The 13,042-nt window shown below is 39.1% G+C and carries 21 protein-coding genes; 9 read left to right on the top strand and 12 right to left on the bottom strand.

Translation table 11 applies throughout. From position 1 onward, the window contains the following. Positions 1–20 precede the first annotated feature (20 nt). From J655_RS19780 to J655_RS19730, 12 genes are all read right to left on the bottom strand, one after another. A complete protein-coding gene (locus tag J655_RS19780; RefSeq protein WP_000432381.1) occupies positions 21–317 on the bottom strand; it encodes a Lar family restriction alleviation protein in 297 nt (98 codons plus the stop codon). A 122-nt stretch (positions 318–439) separates the two neighbouring features. After that, the gene (locus J655_RS19775; RefSeq protein WP_000959674.1) at positions 440–1,174 is read right to left on the bottom strand and encodes a hypothetical protein; all 735 of its coding nucleotides are present in this window, start codon (positions 1,172–1,174) and stop codon (positions 440–442) included. Between the two features lie 10 nt (positions 1,175–1,184). Continuing rightward, the gene (locus J655_RS19770) at positions 1,185–1,589 is read right to left on the bottom strand and encodes a DUF559 domain-containing protein (RefSeq protein ID WP_032052845.1); all 405 of its coding nucleotides are present in this window, start codon (positions 1,587–1,589) and stop codon (positions 1,185–1,187) included. After that, positions 1,589–2,188 (bottom strand): hypothetical protein, encoded by a 600-nt coding sequence (locus J655_RS19765; protein WP_050675395.1) that lies wholly within the window; start codon positions 2,186–2,188, stop codon positions 1,589–1,591. Before J655_RS19765 ends, J655_RS19770 begins: the two co-directional genes overlap by 1 nt. Beyond that, entirely contained in the window at positions 2,185–2,304 is a 120-nt protein-coding gene (locus tag J655_RS25190) for a putative phage replication protein (RefSeq protein WP_032052844.1), read from the bottom strand. Before J655_RS25190 ends, J655_RS19765 begins: the two co-directional genes overlap by 4 nt. Continuing rightward, positions 2,301–3,344, bottom strand: a complete 1,044-nt coding sequence (locus J655_RS19760; RefSeq protein WP_032052842.1) for a DNA-methyltransferase — start codon at positions 3,342–3,344, stop codon at positions 2,301–2,303. The genes J655_RS25190 and J655_RS19760 overlap by 4 nt, the downstream gene beginning before the upstream one ends. Next, on the bottom strand, positions 3,341–4,306 hold the full coding sequence (locus tag J655_RS19755) for a helix-turn-helix domain-containing protein (RefSeq protein WP_032052840.1): 966 nt from the start codon (positions 4,304–4,306) through the stop codon (positions 3,341–3,343). Before J655_RS19755 ends, J655_RS19760 begins: the two co-directional genes overlap by 4 nt. Next, a complete protein-coding gene (locus J655_RS19750; protein WP_032052839.1) occupies positions 4,303–6,087 on the bottom strand; it encodes a DNA cytosine methyltransferase in 1,785 nt (594 codons plus the stop codon). Before J655_RS19750 ends, J655_RS19755 begins: the two co-directional genes overlap by 4 nt. Next, positions 6,084–6,380 (bottom strand): hypothetical protein, encoded by a 297-nt coding sequence (locus J655_RS19745; RefSeq protein ID WP_032046614.1) that lies wholly within the window; start codon positions 6,378–6,380, stop codon positions 6,084–6,086. Before J655_RS19745 ends, J655_RS19750 begins: the two co-directional genes overlap by 4 nt. Further along, on the bottom strand, positions 6,377–6,649 hold the full coding sequence (locus tag J655_RS19740) for a hypothetical protein (protein ID WP_032052837.1): 273 nt from the start codon (positions 6,647–6,649) through the stop codon (positions 6,377–6,379). Before J655_RS19740 ends, J655_RS19745 begins: the two co-directional genes overlap by 4 nt. A 51-nt stretch (positions 6,650–6,700) precedes the next feature. Beyond that, on the bottom strand, positions 6,701–7,201 hold the full coding sequence (locus tag J655_RS19735; RefSeq protein ID WP_001289505.1) for a phage regulatory CII family protein: 501 nt from the start codon (positions 7,199–7,201) through the stop codon (positions 6,701–6,703). Between the two features lie 60 nt (positions 7,202–7,261). Beyond that, complete coding sequence (locus J655_RS19730) at positions 7,262–7,525, bottom strand: transcriptional regulator (protein WP_032052836.1); 264 nt, start codon at positions 7,523–7,525, stop codon at positions 7,262–7,264. A 133-nt stretch (positions 7,526–7,658) separates the two neighbouring features. On the opposite strand from J655_RS19730, the gene J655_RS19725 reads away from it, so the two are divergent. The 9 genes from J655_RS19725 to J655_RS19700 all read left to right on the top strand — a co-directional run bounded on the left by J655_RS19725 (position 7,659) and on the right by J655_RS19700 (position 13,041). Continuing rightward, complete coding sequence (locus tag J655_RS19725) at positions 7,659–8,408, top strand: LexA family transcriptional regulator (RefSeq protein WP_032052834.1); 750 nt, start codon at positions 7,659–7,661, stop codon at positions 8,406–8,408. A 208-nt stretch (positions 8,409–8,616) separates the two neighbouring features. After that, on the top strand, positions 8,617–9,057 hold the full coding sequence (locus J655_RS0104715) for a hypothetical protein (protein WP_032052832.1): 441 nt from the start codon (positions 8,617–8,619) through the stop codon (positions 9,055–9,057). Beyond that, entirely contained in the window at positions 9,057–9,347 is a 291-nt protein-coding gene (locus J655_RS19720; protein WP_032052831.1) for a hypothetical protein, read from the top strand. Before J655_RS0104715 ends, J655_RS19720 begins: the two co-directional genes overlap by 1 nt. After that, complete coding sequence (locus tag J655_RS19715) at positions 9,340–9,666, top strand: hypothetical protein (protein ID WP_032052829.1); 327 nt, start codon at positions 9,340–9,342, stop codon at positions 9,664–9,666. Before J655_RS19720 ends, J655_RS19715 begins: the two co-directional genes overlap by 8 nt. A gap of 11 nt (positions 9,667–9,677) precedes the next feature. Next, positions 9,678–10,748, top strand: coding sequence for an ATP-binding protein (locus J655_RS19710; RefSeq protein ID WP_032052828.1), 1,071 nt, complete (start codon positions 9,678–9,680; stop codon positions 10,746–10,748). Next, a complete protein-coding gene (locus J655_RS19705) occupies positions 10,745–11,740 on the top strand; it encodes a hypothetical protein (protein ID WP_032052826.1) in 996 nt (331 codons plus the stop codon). Before J655_RS19710 ends, J655_RS19705 begins: the two co-directional genes overlap by 4 nt. Position 11,741: 1 nt before the next feature. Next, positions 11,742–11,987 (top strand): hypothetical protein, encoded by a 246-nt coding sequence (locus J655_RS0104710; protein WP_032052825.1) that lies wholly within the window; start codon positions 11,742–11,744, stop codon positions 11,985–11,987. A 2-nt stretch (positions 11,988–11,989) separates the two neighbouring features. Continuing rightward, on the top strand, positions 11,990–12,760 hold the full coding sequence (locus J655_RS25770; protein ID WP_416201985.1) for a DNA translocase FtsK: 771 nt from the start codon (positions 11,990–11,992) through the stop codon (positions 12,758–12,760). Beyond that, positions 12,757–13,041, top strand: coding sequence for a hypothetical protein (locus tag J655_RS19700; protein WP_032052822.1), 285 nt, complete (start codon positions 12,757–12,759; stop codon positions 13,039–13,041). The genes J655_RS25770 and J655_RS19700 overlap by 4 nt, the downstream gene beginning before the upstream one ends. Position 13,042: the final 1 nt, after the last annotated feature.

Genomic DNA, 13,042 nt, shown 5'->3' with positions numbered 1-13,042 from the left:
CCCTCACGAGATTAAAAATCTTATTTGCGTGTATTCCACTGGCGAATAGCATAATTAACAATTGATCTTTCTTCATAAACAGTGTCGTAATGAAAATTTTCATCCCAAGCGATCATCGCCCAAGCACTAGGGCCTTTTGATCCACAATCATGACACCATGTGAAAGCATCCCACGCTATAGAGCCGTCTTCATCTGGTTTTCCATAATGTGAAGAATCCGTACAAATTGAATCAGATCCACAAAATGGGCAATTCAAAGGTTTTTCATCTGGCCGTAATTCTGGTTTTTCTTGGTCAGCATGCCAGGTGTTTTCCATTTTCAATGCTCTAGATACGCAAAAAGCCCACTAAAATTAGTGAGCTTCTATTAAATTTTTCTGGCGATCCATGTATAAAGCGCCCATTTTAGAAATACTTATACTCAACCGTTCTGTTTATGTCAAGCAAGGGTGATTTCTTCTGATTCAAAATGAAACGATCTAGCCAAGCTTGTTCTAATACTGTTTTCCCAATTCTCTATACATGCTTCAGCAATTAACTCGTATGGTTCATAGCGCTCAGAATATCCAGATTTAGATACTTTTAATTTTGCGATCGTGATTTTTTCATGCAATGTATAAGGGCGTTTCCCCGTACCACCACATTTATCACAAAATTTAGAGCCGTTTGGATATCCCTTTTCATTGAATAACTCCAATTTGCCTAATCCCTGGCAATGGCCACACATTGCCTTTGTAAATAATCGCCCACGCAAAACAACCTCAGCAATACCTTTGGCCACATTTGATAAATCGCCCTGACAATTATTTGGCTTAAAGTTCTTTTTGATCATTTCACGATGGATCTTCCCCGCCAGTACGTTTCTAACGCGGAAAAAATCAGCTGAGTTAATCTCCCCTTTTTTTATTTCAACTTTACCCGGTATTTCACCAATACGCTTTTTTGATTCCTTACCATTAATTATCCTGGTCTCATAAATTTTCTTTGTTTCTGTGATTTCTGCAATGCGCTCAAAATCAACACGTTCAAGCAGTAATTCTGCCCATTTTTTTGCACCTGCAGGCAATAAGGCAATTTCTCCCAAAACAACATGCTTAGTAATTTTTCCTTTACCTTCGCTTTGAGCAATAGCAAGGCGAAGTAACTCAATAAAATCAAACTTTTCAACTAGCATAATCGCCTTCCTATTTACCCTTAATTAATAATTCAATTTGCTTTAATGCCATACCGGACTTAACTTGCTCTGTACTGAACCTTAAAACTGTAAATCCCATCATTGCTGCTTCGTTGTATTTCTCCATATCCCCCAAATAGCCTTTACCTCTTGTGTGACGTCCACCGCTCCAGATCCCGCCCTCAACCTCAATTAAAATCTTTGTACCTGTTATCAGAAAATCTGCTCTCCATTTACGTGTTGGATGGAATTTATATTCCTGTTCAAAACCAATTTTGTGTGACTTTAAGTGCTGAACAAGCGCTGCCTCACCTTCACTTACTACCCGTTCTTTTTTAACTGAAGTACGGCGCTTGGTTTTGCTTCGTGGTTTTGCATAAAGACGCTTGTAATCGGCAAGGTTCATTGATGACATCAAGCACCGCCCTTATTTAAACGATCCAGTTCATTAGCAAAATGGCTATACATCTGAGACTTTTCAAAATCTCTAATACGACTTAATTCGTGTGCTTCAACTCTGTACTTCTGAGCCATTTCACTTAATGAGTTTTTGAGATCATCCAATAAATCAAAACGAGGAGGCATACCTATTGGCGGTTTCATCAACTCCCCACCTTGATTGATAAAGCCCATGCGCTCTAATTGACCTTTAAGCTGCTCAACTTTTGTTTGGAGAGGAATCCATGCGGCCTGAAATGTATCCCACTTGGCTTGGTGTACCCATGATGAATAGTTACCATTCGGCATGCGTGTACCAACTACACCGAATTTTGTTTCAAACTCTTCTCTGCACTTATCCATGCATACCTCATCAATGCGGTGGCCCACGGCTATTTCTTCTGGCTCAGCACGTCTGAATCTATTCTTCTCTACCCAATGCTCACCGTCGTTTAAAACCAAGCCCCAATCATCAATAAATCCTGTAATCTTTTTAACGGCTAAGTATTTAGCTTCTAACCCTTCATCAGTACAAACCACTAAATCATTTACTTGAAATTCATTAAACTCACTCATGGCTCCACCTCATCATGTTCTTTACGTGCCAACCACCACAGCAGTACAACCCCACATAACACTGATGTAAAAAATGAAATGAGTAAGCCCCAAGCGAAAATTTCGAATTTATTCATGCGGATTTCCCCATAATTTTGCATAAACGCTCTTGCTGAAGTTCGTAATAACTTGGATTTAGTTCACACCCCAAATACTGACGGTCATGCATTAGTGCTACAGCTGCTGTTGTTCCGGATCCCATAAACGGATCGAATACGACATCATTAACTCGAGATCCTGCTAATATGCACGGCTCGATTAAATCCATGGGGAAAGTGGCGAAATGAGCGCCCTTGTAAGGCTTCGTAGAAACTTGCCAAACACTCCGCTTATTACGGGTAAGTAAGTCATACTCGCTTTCTGATCTTTCTGATCTGTGTGTTCCGTATGCTTGGTTCGGAATGACAACAGCTCTCTTGCTATTTTCGCGTTTAAAGCTATCGCGTGAAGATCTCGAGTAAACGGCTTTCATTGGGCCGTTATGCTTCATCACAGCACGACTACTGCCATTTTGTTGATCGAGATTTTGAGAAAGCCTTTTAATTGAACTTTCAGCAACCGGTTCTTTAATTGCTACATGGTCAAAGTAATATCTTCTGGACTTACTGAATAAGAAAATATATTCATGTGCTTTGGTGCAACGATCAGTAATGCTCTCCGGCATTGGATTCGGTTTATGCCAAATAATATCTTGGCGCAAATACCAACCATCAGCTTGTAGTGCAAAAGCAACTTTCCATGGAATGCCAATAAGATCTTTTGGTTTCAAATTAGATTGTGCAGCATTTTGTTTTGGTAAAACTAAACCTTTTGTTTTCGGATTTTTCCCGTCATTCAACCCAGTACGAGTCATACCGCGACCAGAACCTGCATAACTATCACCAAGGTTTAACCAAAGTGTTCCATCGTCATGCAGTAGCTCTTTCACTAAGCGAAAAACTTCAACCATGTTTTGAACATATTCATCTACAGTATTTTCCAAGCCTAATTGACCATCTACGCCGTAATCACGTAAACCAAAATAAGGCGGTGATGTAACACAAGTTTGAGCTTTCAAGCTTTCTGCAATCATTTGACTCATCAGAGCACGGCAATCACCAAATAAGATTTTATTCATGCTGCTGCTCCTTTTTGTTGAAAACCAACTTGAATGAGGTAAGACATCCATTTTTGCTGTTGGGCAGGATCTGCGAGTTTTATTGCGATCCGTGCTGCAAGTTGTTCAAAGCTCTCGTTACCTTCAGCGTATTTGCTTGCAAACTCAGGATGTTTAGAAAGCTTGTCAGCAAAGACAGCAATCTGCTTTTGACTTAAACCGGTTGAACTCTTTTGTTCACCAGAAAATTGTTTAGCCAGTTGTGATGCTTTTTGACGGTGTTCGTATTTAGCTTTTGCATTCAGTAACCAATCAGCAAAATGGAAAATCAAAAGATCATCACAAAGATTCTTTGAGGCATTGTTGAGTTCAAATGCTCTAAGTTCACGGTGGTACCATGACTCCATTACGAGTTGATCAAAATCTACAGACTTGTCAGAAAGAAAAATTTCTTCACGAAGTTTTTTTAAACAAAGCCAAGATTTTTTATTTTTAGATTCTAATGAAAGATTCATTGATAGATTCTGTGTACCGTTTTTGGTACTGTTTCCGTGGAAAAACGGTACTCTTTGACCGGAAAAGTGGTACTGTTCCGTTTTTGGTACTGTACCGTTTTTGGTACTGTTATTTTCATCCTTTGAACTGTTCCGTTTTTGGTACTGTTTGTTTTTTATTTCGCCAGCTTCCTCTCGACCAGTTACACCTTTTAAGCGATAAACAATTACCTGTTTGGTAGAGCCTTCACGCTTGCCAGAATCCTCAATTAAACCGTCTTCGATTAACTCTGCTATCACTTTAAAAATCGTTTTACGATCCATACCAGTATCTTTAGAAAGACGAGAAACACTTGGATAGCAGCAATGATCTTCTCCTGCTCTATCCGCTAATGAAAGCAGTACTAAGCGCTTCATAGGCTTCTTACTGCCGCCTTTGATTTGGGGGAGTTCAACTCTCCAAGCCCACACAGTGGCATCTAAGCTCATGCGGCCCCCTTCATTTGATTCGAAATAAATGGATTGTTTGCTCTGGCAATTGCTGCCATAGGTTCAGGTGAGACACTATTTCCACACATATGAACTTGTTCTGTTTTGGTTAGTGGCTTTCCATCATGACCACGATCAATAATGTAAGACTGAGGAAACCCTTGAGCTGTGTACAACTCCCGCGGATAAAGCATGCGCATCTTTATATCCACAATTACCCATGGTTCCCCTTTAACCCAAACAGTTACAAGAGCTAGTCGGTCTTTAGTGGTAAGTGTGTCGATGGGTGCAGTAATGTCTCGAGCATCCCCATTTCCGTAGTAATTGATTAGGAAAGCTGCTACACGCAATGCGCCATCCATATTTTCTTTACTAAGTTCTGCTGTAACGAGCTGCTGTTGGCTTCCTTTGTTTGTAATGGTGGTTAATGGGTCTCTTAGGTCATGACCCGCAGTCTCATTGAAACCGCCATTAGCCTGCATCATGTATGCAGTAACTAAATTACGTTGTGCACCTGAAGCTGTAACAGTTCCTAAAGGTTGTGTTATGCAATCAAAGCCTTTACTCCATCTAGGGCTATCAGGTGTTCCCTCACCATGACCGATATGTACTAGCAGTGGAGCTACTAATGCATGATGACCTCCTTTGACTTGAGCACATATCGTTGTTAAGGGCTCGAAAATCCCCCAATTGCGCTGATGTGAGGCATTAGCAAATTCAGTAAGGAAAGGTGCAATAATTGGACTAACAAGTGAACTATGGCCGCCATAACCTGCAGTTGTTGTGCCTAACGGTTCGGTAATTGCATGACCAAAACTAGTATTAAAATCCCTCCCAATAAATGGAGCTGTATTTTTTACTATGTAAGGTTTTTTGGCTTCAAGAACGAGCTTTTTCATACCTCGTGCAACTCGTCTTAAAGTCGCGTCAACAAGTGGTTTAGGGCGATCAAAAATAGAATTACCCAAATCATTAAAATCAATGCACTCAGCTGCTTCACGCCATTTTTTTTGACCACGCTTAGGTTTTTTGGCATGAGTAGCTTCTGGCCAAACAATTGCTTGACCGTCACAACGTGCAACCATAAACAGTCGTTTGCGAATTGTTGGAGCACTATAGTCTGCAGCTATAATCTTTCTCCACTTCACCACATAACCAAGTCGCTCAAGGCTTCTTACAAAATGTCTCCAAGTTTTCCCTTTCTTTTTGGGATCTGGCACTAAGAACTGATTATCTCTTGGAACATGTTCACCAGGTTCTGCAACTCGATGAACCTTTTTTCCATTCACTTCAATTTTTTCGAGAGTAATAACGCGACCTGTAGTTTTGTCTCGCTTAGCAATAAGAGGTCCCCAATTAAGGATCTGCTCAACATTTTCCAAACTAATAACGTCTGGTTTAACCTTGCCAGCAAACTTAAGGACGACCCATGAAAGGTCACGTATTTCTTTTTTACGTGGTTGACCGCCAGCAGCTTGTGAATGATGTGTGCAGTCTGGGCTTGCATGAAACCAACCCACTTGATAGCCATCACATATTTCAACCGGATCGACTGCGAATACATCTTGAACATAATGCTTAGCGTGAGGATGATTAGCCTCATGCATAGAAATAGCTTTAGGGTTATGGTTTACAGCTACATGAACAGGCCTGTTTAGCCCCATCTCTAAACCTGTGCTGGCACCCCCACCACCAGCAAAAAAATCTACTATGATTTTTTCAGAGAAATTTAAATCAAACTGAGTTTTAAATGAGTGAGAAGCCTCAACGAATGTATTCATATCTCACCGCCTTCATTCATCTGAATAAATGTGCTACCTAAATACCGGATCCGCTTTGCTCGATACAAACTTGAGATAATTTGCCCAGCATGGCCGAGATAAAGACCATGTTTGCCATGTTGATCAATCAGGGCTTGCATAAATTCATCACGTGTTACTGCGGCGTTATTTTCATCACGTTTTTGGCGTGCTAGATTTTTTTTACGGACTTCCAATAAACCAGACAAAGTTCTTAAAGCTGGTTCATGCCACGATTGGATATTTTTTTGGCTTTGTTGTTCTGAAATACTCATGAAACCTCCGCTAAAGCTTGCTCAGCACTTGTTAGGCGGCGTTTGGCGTTAAGTTCTGCGACTGTGGCGTGGCGGATTTCATTTGATGAAACCAAAATCAAGTGATTCTCTGATTTGATAGTCCACAACCTAGTTAAGGTTTTATTCCTAACCTCAAATAAATCGTTTGATTTATAACTACGGCAGTCTTCAGTCAGCACAACCACATCACCAACTAGGAATTCTAGTGAGTTGCCTTCAGGCGTTTGATTTGATAAATTAGTTTGCATATTCATTGACCCTTGAAATTAATGAATCACCTAAAAGCTTGATTTCGCCGATCAAGCTTTTTCTTTTTGTGATTTTGAAATGTAAATTGCTGCTTCTGATTTAAGTGCTTCACGCAGCTGGTGAATGTGGTTTTCCATTTGCTCTAAGATTTCTTCGGTATCGGCTAATTCCGCTGGTGTTACCACCCCATCCTCTAAAACCTTGTGAACCTGCTGATTAGCTTGGCCATTGTTGATGTTTATATGTAGCAACGTTTCAACAATGCTTACTTCATGGGCTTTTTCATCGGCTTGACTTGCTGGAACTAATACAAATCCAAGCATATGAGCCCACGCCTTAACTAATGCAGGGTTGCGAGTAAACTGAATCATTGCCTCAAGTTTTTTGATACTTGGGAAATGCGTTTCCATATTTGGGTTTGCGTAGTTAAGAACGCTCTTGTATGAATCGCCTAGAACGTCTGCAATTTCTTGCGGCGAAATACCTTGCGATTGGTGAACAATTTTGTAAATTGCCGTTTTAGCCTCTGGGCTTAAGTGAATTTCACTCATATGTGAATACCTCTTTAAATTTCACGTATACGCACATAAGGCGTAAGTGAATAATTGTTCCTATGCGGTTCGCTTGGGTTTTGTGCTACGTCTTAAATATTCAAAGTCAGCATTTGGGCATAATTCATCGCAACTAACTTTCCCGTGGCTTTCTCGGTCTAAGGCAATTGCTAAAGTTGCGCTACAAAAACGAAATTTGTTTACCACCAGACGCAAATAACCAAGAGTCGAGCCGCATTTTTTTGCAAATTGCTCTTTGGCTTCTTTGTTAGGCAAAGAATTAAGGTAATCAGCAAGTGATTTGGTTGATACTTCCACTTCCATTGATAAACCTATTGATAATTAATTTATCACTTGAGTTTATCTTTTGATAATTTTAATTGCAATAGGATAATTAGCAAAATTTATCCCTTATTGTTATCATTTGATAATTAGTTGGCTTATGAATGTTGTGTCCATGAATCTTAAAGAAATACGTCGTAAGAACTTGCGTAAGCTAATTGACCAGTTACTTTCTGACAAAATTTACGAGCGTCAAGAAGACTTCGCGGTTGCTGTAGGCATCGACAAAACTTATCTCTCTCAAATGCTTATGGAGCCTGATCAAAAAGGTTCACGAGGTGTTAGTGAGGCGAAAGCACGGCAGATTGAAAAAGAGTTAAATTTAGAGGTAAATTTTCTCGACCTACTTGATGAATCAAGTCCGTTTGGTAAAAGTAAAATTGAGAATGGTGTTATTCGACCTGCATCAAACCTTGATGATTCAGGTGACTATGTAATTATTCCGATGTATGACATTAAAGCTGCATGTGGTAATGGCTATACAAATGAAGATGAATTAGTTAAAGGCGGGTTGGTCTTTAAAGAAAGCTTTATCCGTAAATGTGGACTTTCCTTAAGCCATGAAGATACAGGAATTATTACCGGTGATGGTAGAAGCATGGAGCCAACAATTAATCATACGGATGCTATTCTTACAGACCTACGAGTAAAAACGATTGATCAAGTCATTAGTGATAAAGTTTATGCTTTTGTTGCAAATAAAGAGTTGAGAATAAAAAGACTTTTTAGAAAAACCAACGGCGGCTTAAGAATTGTTAGTGATAATCCCGACAAAGAAACCTTTCCAGATGAGCATATTGAAAAGGAAGATTTAGATGCCATTCAAATTAAAGGTTTAGTACGCTGGAGATGTGGAGAAGTATAAAAAATATAAAAAATTACATTATCAGCCTGATAAATTATCAGGCTTTTTTATTGCCTTAATAATCATGCAATTATCAAAAATGATAAATTAATTTATCAATTGCTATTGCTAAGTAAATTATCTTTTGATAATTTTATCTCGTAGACAACAAAAAAGCACATCGACCCTTTCAACTTCCGATGTGCTTTTGCAAACTGCGAGATCAATTATGAACGTAAAAACCGTTTCTAACAAGCATAAGGTAACTGGAGTTACGGCAATCGCTGTACTTGCTGCCTTAACATCATGTGAATACAAAACCGCTAATTCTAGCGTTCCTTCTAATTACTCATACGAAAGTAAGCAAATGGTTGCTTCTGAATATGAACTTTTAGCTGTTAAGAAAACTGGTGAACACTCAGGCGAAGGCGTTATACGCATTGACGGCTTTAAGTTAAATGTCACTTTTGATTATGAAGGCGTTCCAGACAGTTACGGCGTAGCTGGCTCAGACTATACAACCGCTGAAATCACTAACTTGGCAATTGAGTCAGTAACAGACTTACGCGGCAAGCCTTTCAATGACTTTACTAATCGTGATGACCATAAAAATATAAATATTTTATTGGTTGGCTACATCGATCGTAATAAGTGGGTGGAGGCAATCTGATGAAAAATTATAAATGCCCTACCTGCAATAAAGTTATTCCTGTTGATCGTTCAGAAATTAAAGCTGGTGATGAAGTTTCGTTTTGCAAAGTAACGCAAACTTCTAAATCTGCTCGTTTTTCTTCGAGAGAAGGAATTGTTGAGTGCCGCGAAGGCGATGTGGTTTTAGTTAAATATCGAAAGGAACTTATTCCATTAAATATTAAGGATGTCACACCTGCAGGAGCTCCCGGCCCGCTTACTTATGCCTTTGTTGGCTCATGTGAATGTGAGGGATCTAATCATGACTAATTTTAAAAAACACCCTGATGGGTACAAGTCTTACTTGGGCCGAGATGAAAAGGGACTCTACTCAGTTCGCATAGGCTGGCAAGTATTTGCTTCAAATGCTAATGGCGAAGTGCTCTACAAACTCAACAAGGATGGCGTTAAAAACCCTCTAGATGTTGAGAAGTTTAAAGCTGAATATCCGAAAGTATGGGAAGTACTCACACAAGAGATCAGCTTTCAACGAAAAAAGAAATTAGCTATCGATTTGGGTAATTCACACATCTCTTCAATTGACCGCAAATCGTATAAGCAAAAACGCGGCTTTACTGGCTCAAGATAAGGATAATTAAAATGACAGTTTTCTTTAAAAAAGCTGAACGTAAAAACGCGAAATTACGCTTAGCTATAGCGGGTCCTACCGGCTCAGGTAAAACGTTTACTGCCCTATTGCTTGCTAAGGGTATTGGTGGCCGTATAGCTGTAGCCGACACTGAGAATAGTAGCGCTGAGCTATATGAAGATTTGGTTGAATTTGAACATGCCAATATTCAACCACCATATACACCAGAAAATTTTATTCAGGTAATTAAAGCAGCTGAGAAAGCCAATTTTGACACACTGATTTTAGACAGTATTACTCATGAGTGGTCTGGTGTAGGTGGATGTCTTGAAATTGTTGATCAACTTGCTTCTGGTCCATTTAAAGGTAATTCATGGGGTGCATGGAGCCAAGTAACTCCACGCCACCGCAAATTCATTGATGCAATGTTGCAATCAAGCATCAACATCATTGTGACCATGCGTTCAAAAATGGAAACCATACAGACCAACGATAACGGCAAAAAGAAAATTGAAAAAGTTGGTATGAAAGCGGAACAACGTGATGGTATTGAATATGAATTTACGACTGTTCTAGATCTAACTCATGACAATATTGCTATAGCAACTAAGGACCGCTCTCGTCTGTTCTTAGATCCTCGTCAATTGGGTGAGCATGACGGCGTTTTATTAAAACAGTGGCTACTCTCAGGATCTGCTAATGCATGTATCAATGGAAATCAATATTTAGAACTTGAACATTTAATGCATCAAGCAGGAATTGATATTTCGAATTACTGTGCAAAGCGTGGTCTAAATAGTCTTCATGATGTGAAACAGCAAATATTTGAAGAAACTTGTGACGGTATTAAAAAAATCATTCAGCAAAATCAACAAGCTCAACAAGCCAATGAACAACGACTTATTGAGCAACAAGAAAAGACTTTAGAAAACGAGTACCAACTCGCTTTGAAACACATTGAGTCAGCTATACGTCTCAGTGATTTGGATTACCCAACTAATTACTTCAAGGGTACTAAGTACGAACAAAACATTTTAAACGCCTGTACTGCTAAATCAGATATGGAAGGATGGACAGCATGAATAATTTAATCACTGCAGCTGAAGCTTTTGCAGCTCTTCAAAAAGGTAAAACTGTTCTTTGTCGTTATGCTGGTGATGGAACACTTAAAGCTGATAAGTCCTTCAGTACCCTTGATCAAATGCCCGCAACTGTATTTGGTCTACCCCATTACGAGTTTTGTATTCAGCTTGAAACAATTGAATTAGCTGGTATCACTTTCACAAAACCTTTGACTATTGATGAATATGAAGAAGGTCAGGATGTGTTTGTTATTAGTACATATTCCCCTACGGTATATATCATTAATTTTAAGACTAATGCACTAATTGAATCTATTAATAGAGGCTTTGTTCAACGTGATGCTGAAAACGCCAAGCTTCAATTAAAAGCCCTATCCAAAGCCTTTGGATTTGAAATTGACAATGATCTCAGTGTTATTCGCCTTGGTGAAGAGCCAAAAAAACAACGAGGTAAAAAAGCAAAGGCTGAACAGCCTGTAGCTATAGAAAAGCCTGTTGAAGTTATCGCTGAAGAAAATAAACAAGCAATTGTTATTACAGAGCAAACTAATGTCACCACATCTGAGGATCTGTTAGTTCCAGAAACTAACGAGCCTAAAGTAGATCCAGAATATCAAAAGACACTTGATACCTTACTGCAACGAGTTATGGAGTCAAAAACACCTGAAGAGGTAAATGCAGTTTATCGCTATACGCGCACTTGGTCTGACAAACAAATGGATCCTCTCCTTCTTGCTACTCACAAGCGACTTGAAGAACTTGAAAAAGCTAAGGCACCAGCTAATGAACCACCATCATTAATGGTTCAAATCCAGACTGCACCAGATCTTACAACACTTGATGCACTTGAAATTGATGTTGCAGCTCGTGATCCACAGATTCAACCAAAGCTAATGGGATACGTAAGAAAACGCCGTTTCGAGTTAGAGAATCCTACATCTAAGGCAAATCAAGAACCTGACCCTGATTATCTATTGGGAGATGGTTTCTAAGATGAAAGACCAATTCAAGAAAGTGAATAACAAGCACTTAATTGGTTTTACTAACTACTTGCATTTGCTGGGCTTCGTAATAGTCCAGCAAGGAGTAAACCAAGCAATGCTTTTAACGAAACATTATGCGGTACCGGTTGCTTGGCGGCGCATAACGATCGACTACAACAACCGTTTAAATAAACCCGCTCAGCAACTTTATAAAGAGTTTGTTGAGTGGACTAAAGAAGAATATTTGAGGGCTTAAAAATGGATATGGAATTATATAAATCTATTGTGGATTTCGTTAGAAGACACAACAAAGCAAGTACAACTCATATTCAACGTGCATTTGGCTTGGGCTATAACCGTGCTGCTCCGATTATGGATAAATTGGAAGAAGACTATGTAGTTAGCCCAATGTCTGCGAATGGCAAACGTGAAGTTTATCCAGAAATTGTTGCTGAGCTTCATCAACAAATTAAAGTTCTAACAGCCGACTTAAAAGAAGCTCAAAGTGATTTTGCTTATGCATACAAGTCTGCTACCAGCTGGACAGAACGTGCTTACAAGCAACGGGAAAAAGTTGAATTAATAAAGAATGAGGCTGAACGATTCCAACAATCAGGATCCCCATTAGACCTAAATCAATTCTTAAGTAATTTAATTGAATTGGCCACATTTAAAAATGATCATGAATTTACAGATCATTTATTAGTACCAGCTCAAAAATTCTTTACCCATGATTTTAATGGTGATGGCTTTAAATATCACGATTCACTAGAAGAAGCTAAGAAGGAAGCAGAAGTTAATCTCGACTATTACAGAGAAAGAGTTGCAGATGGCCATCATGTTGCTGATGAAGGTGAATTTTTTGAACTTTGCTACGGCGTAGTTATCGCATCAGCTGGGTATACCGTAGATGAAGTTGTGACCGAAGAACATCACAAAAATGATGAATTTACAAAATACGAAGTGGGAACGGAAATCTTAAGTCTTCACTTTAATAAATGTAGTAACGAATCTGGAGCTGAACAATGAGCAAAGTAATTGGTGAAGTTAATTTAACTCCTAATAGTATTGAAGGCACACCTGCTGAAGTAGCAGCACATATCTTTCAAAATATTATTTGCCCTAGTACTGAAGAGCTACTTAAAAACAATCCTGAAGCAGCAAAAGTATTTGCTTATCACATTTTTGGTTTGGCTCTATCTCAGTTTGCTGAGTTTCAATCAACTAAGAATTTTGAAAAGACAGTGAACGTTACCCTGAATAATTTAGTGATGCGTTTGAAACAAGAACGCAATGAATTGAGGAACTAAA

Source organism: Acinetobacter sp. 1294243 (genome assembly GCF_000588015.1).
Taxonomy (GTDB): domain Bacteria; phylum Pseudomonadota; class Gammaproteobacteria; order Pseudomonadales; family Moraxellaceae; genus Acinetobacter; species Acinetobacter pittii.
This window is presented reverse-complemented; position numbering and strand designations above follow the sequence as displayed.

Bases quoted from the DNA above. Each gene is read 5' to 3' on its own strand.
- J655_RS19780 (WP_000432381.1), bottom strand. From the start codon at position 317: ATGGAAAACACCTGGCATGCTGACCAAGAAAAACCAGAATTACGGCCA.
- J655_RS19775 (WP_000959674.1), bottom strand. From the start codon at position 1,174: ATGCTAGTTGAAAAGTTTGATTTTATTGAGTTACTTCGCCTTGCTATT.
- J655_RS19770 (WP_032052845.1), bottom strand. From the start codon at position 1,589: ATGTCATCAATGAACCTTGCCGATTACAAGCGTCTTTATGCAAAACCA.
- J655_RS19765 (WP_050675395.1), bottom strand. From the start codon at position 2,188: ATGAGTGAGTTTAATGAATTTCAAGTAAATGATTTAGTGGTTTGTACT.
- J655_RS25190 (WP_032052844.1), bottom strand. From the start codon at position 2,304: ATGAATAAATTCGAAATTTTCGCTTGGGGCTTACTCATTTCATTTTTT.
- J655_RS19760 (WP_032052842.1), bottom strand. From the start codon at position 3,344: ATGAATAAAATCTTATTTGGTGATTGCCGTGCTCTGATGAGTCAAATG.
- J655_RS19755 (WP_032052840.1), bottom strand. From the start codon at position 4,306: ATGAGCTTAGATGCCACTGTGTGGGCTTGGAGAGTTGAACTCCCCCAA.
- J655_RS19750 (WP_032052839.1), bottom strand. From the start codon at position 6,087: ATGAATACATTCGTTGAGGCTTCTCACTCATTTAAAACTCAGTTTGAT.
- J655_RS19745 (WP_032046614.1), bottom strand. From the start codon at position 6,380: ATGAGTATTTCAGAACAACAAAGCCAAAAAAATATCCAATCGTGGCAT.
- J655_RS19740 (WP_032052837.1), bottom strand. From the start codon at position 6,649: ATGCAAACTAATTTATCAAATCAAACGCCTGAAGGCAACTCACTAGAA.
- J655_RS19735 (WP_001289505.1), bottom strand. From the start codon at position 7,201: ATGAGTGAAATTCACTTAAGCCCAGAGGCTAAAACGGCAATTTACAAA.
- J655_RS19730 (WP_032052836.1), bottom strand. From the start codon at position 7,525: ATGGAAGTGGAAGTATCAACCAAATCACTTGCTGATTACCTTAATTCT.
- J655_RS19725 (WP_032052834.1), top strand. From the start codon at position 7,659: ATGAATCTTAAAGAAATACGTCGTAAGAACTTGCGTAAGCTAATTGAC.
- J655_RS0104715 (WP_032052832.1), top strand. From the start codon at position 8,617: ATGAACGTAAAAACCGTTTCTAACAAGCATAAGGTAACTGGAGTTACG.
- J655_RS19720 (WP_032052831.1), top strand. From the start codon at position 9,057: ATGAAAAATTATAAATGCCCTACCTGCAATAAAGTTATTCCTGTTGAT.
- J655_RS19715 (WP_032052829.1), top strand. From the start codon at position 9,340: ATGACTAATTTTAAAAAACACCCTGATGGGTACAAGTCTTACTTGGGC.
- J655_RS19710 (WP_032052828.1), top strand. From the start codon at position 9,678: ATGACAGTTTTCTTTAAAAAAGCTGAACGTAAAAACGCGAAATTACGC.
- J655_RS19705 (WP_032052826.1), top strand. From the start codon at position 10,745: ATGAATAATTTAATCACTGCAGCTGAAGCTTTTGCAGCTCTTCAAAAA.
- J655_RS0104710 (WP_032052825.1), top strand. From the start codon at position 11,742: ATGAAAGACCAATTCAAGAAAGTGAATAACAAGCACTTAATTGGTTTT.
- J655_RS25770 (WP_416201985.1), top strand. From the start codon at position 11,990: ATGGATATGGAATTATATAAATCTATTGTGGATTTCGTTAGAAGACAC.
- J655_RS19700 (WP_032052822.1), top strand. From the start codon at position 12,757: ATGAGCAAAGTAATTGGTGAAGTTAATTTAACTCCTAATAGTATTGAA.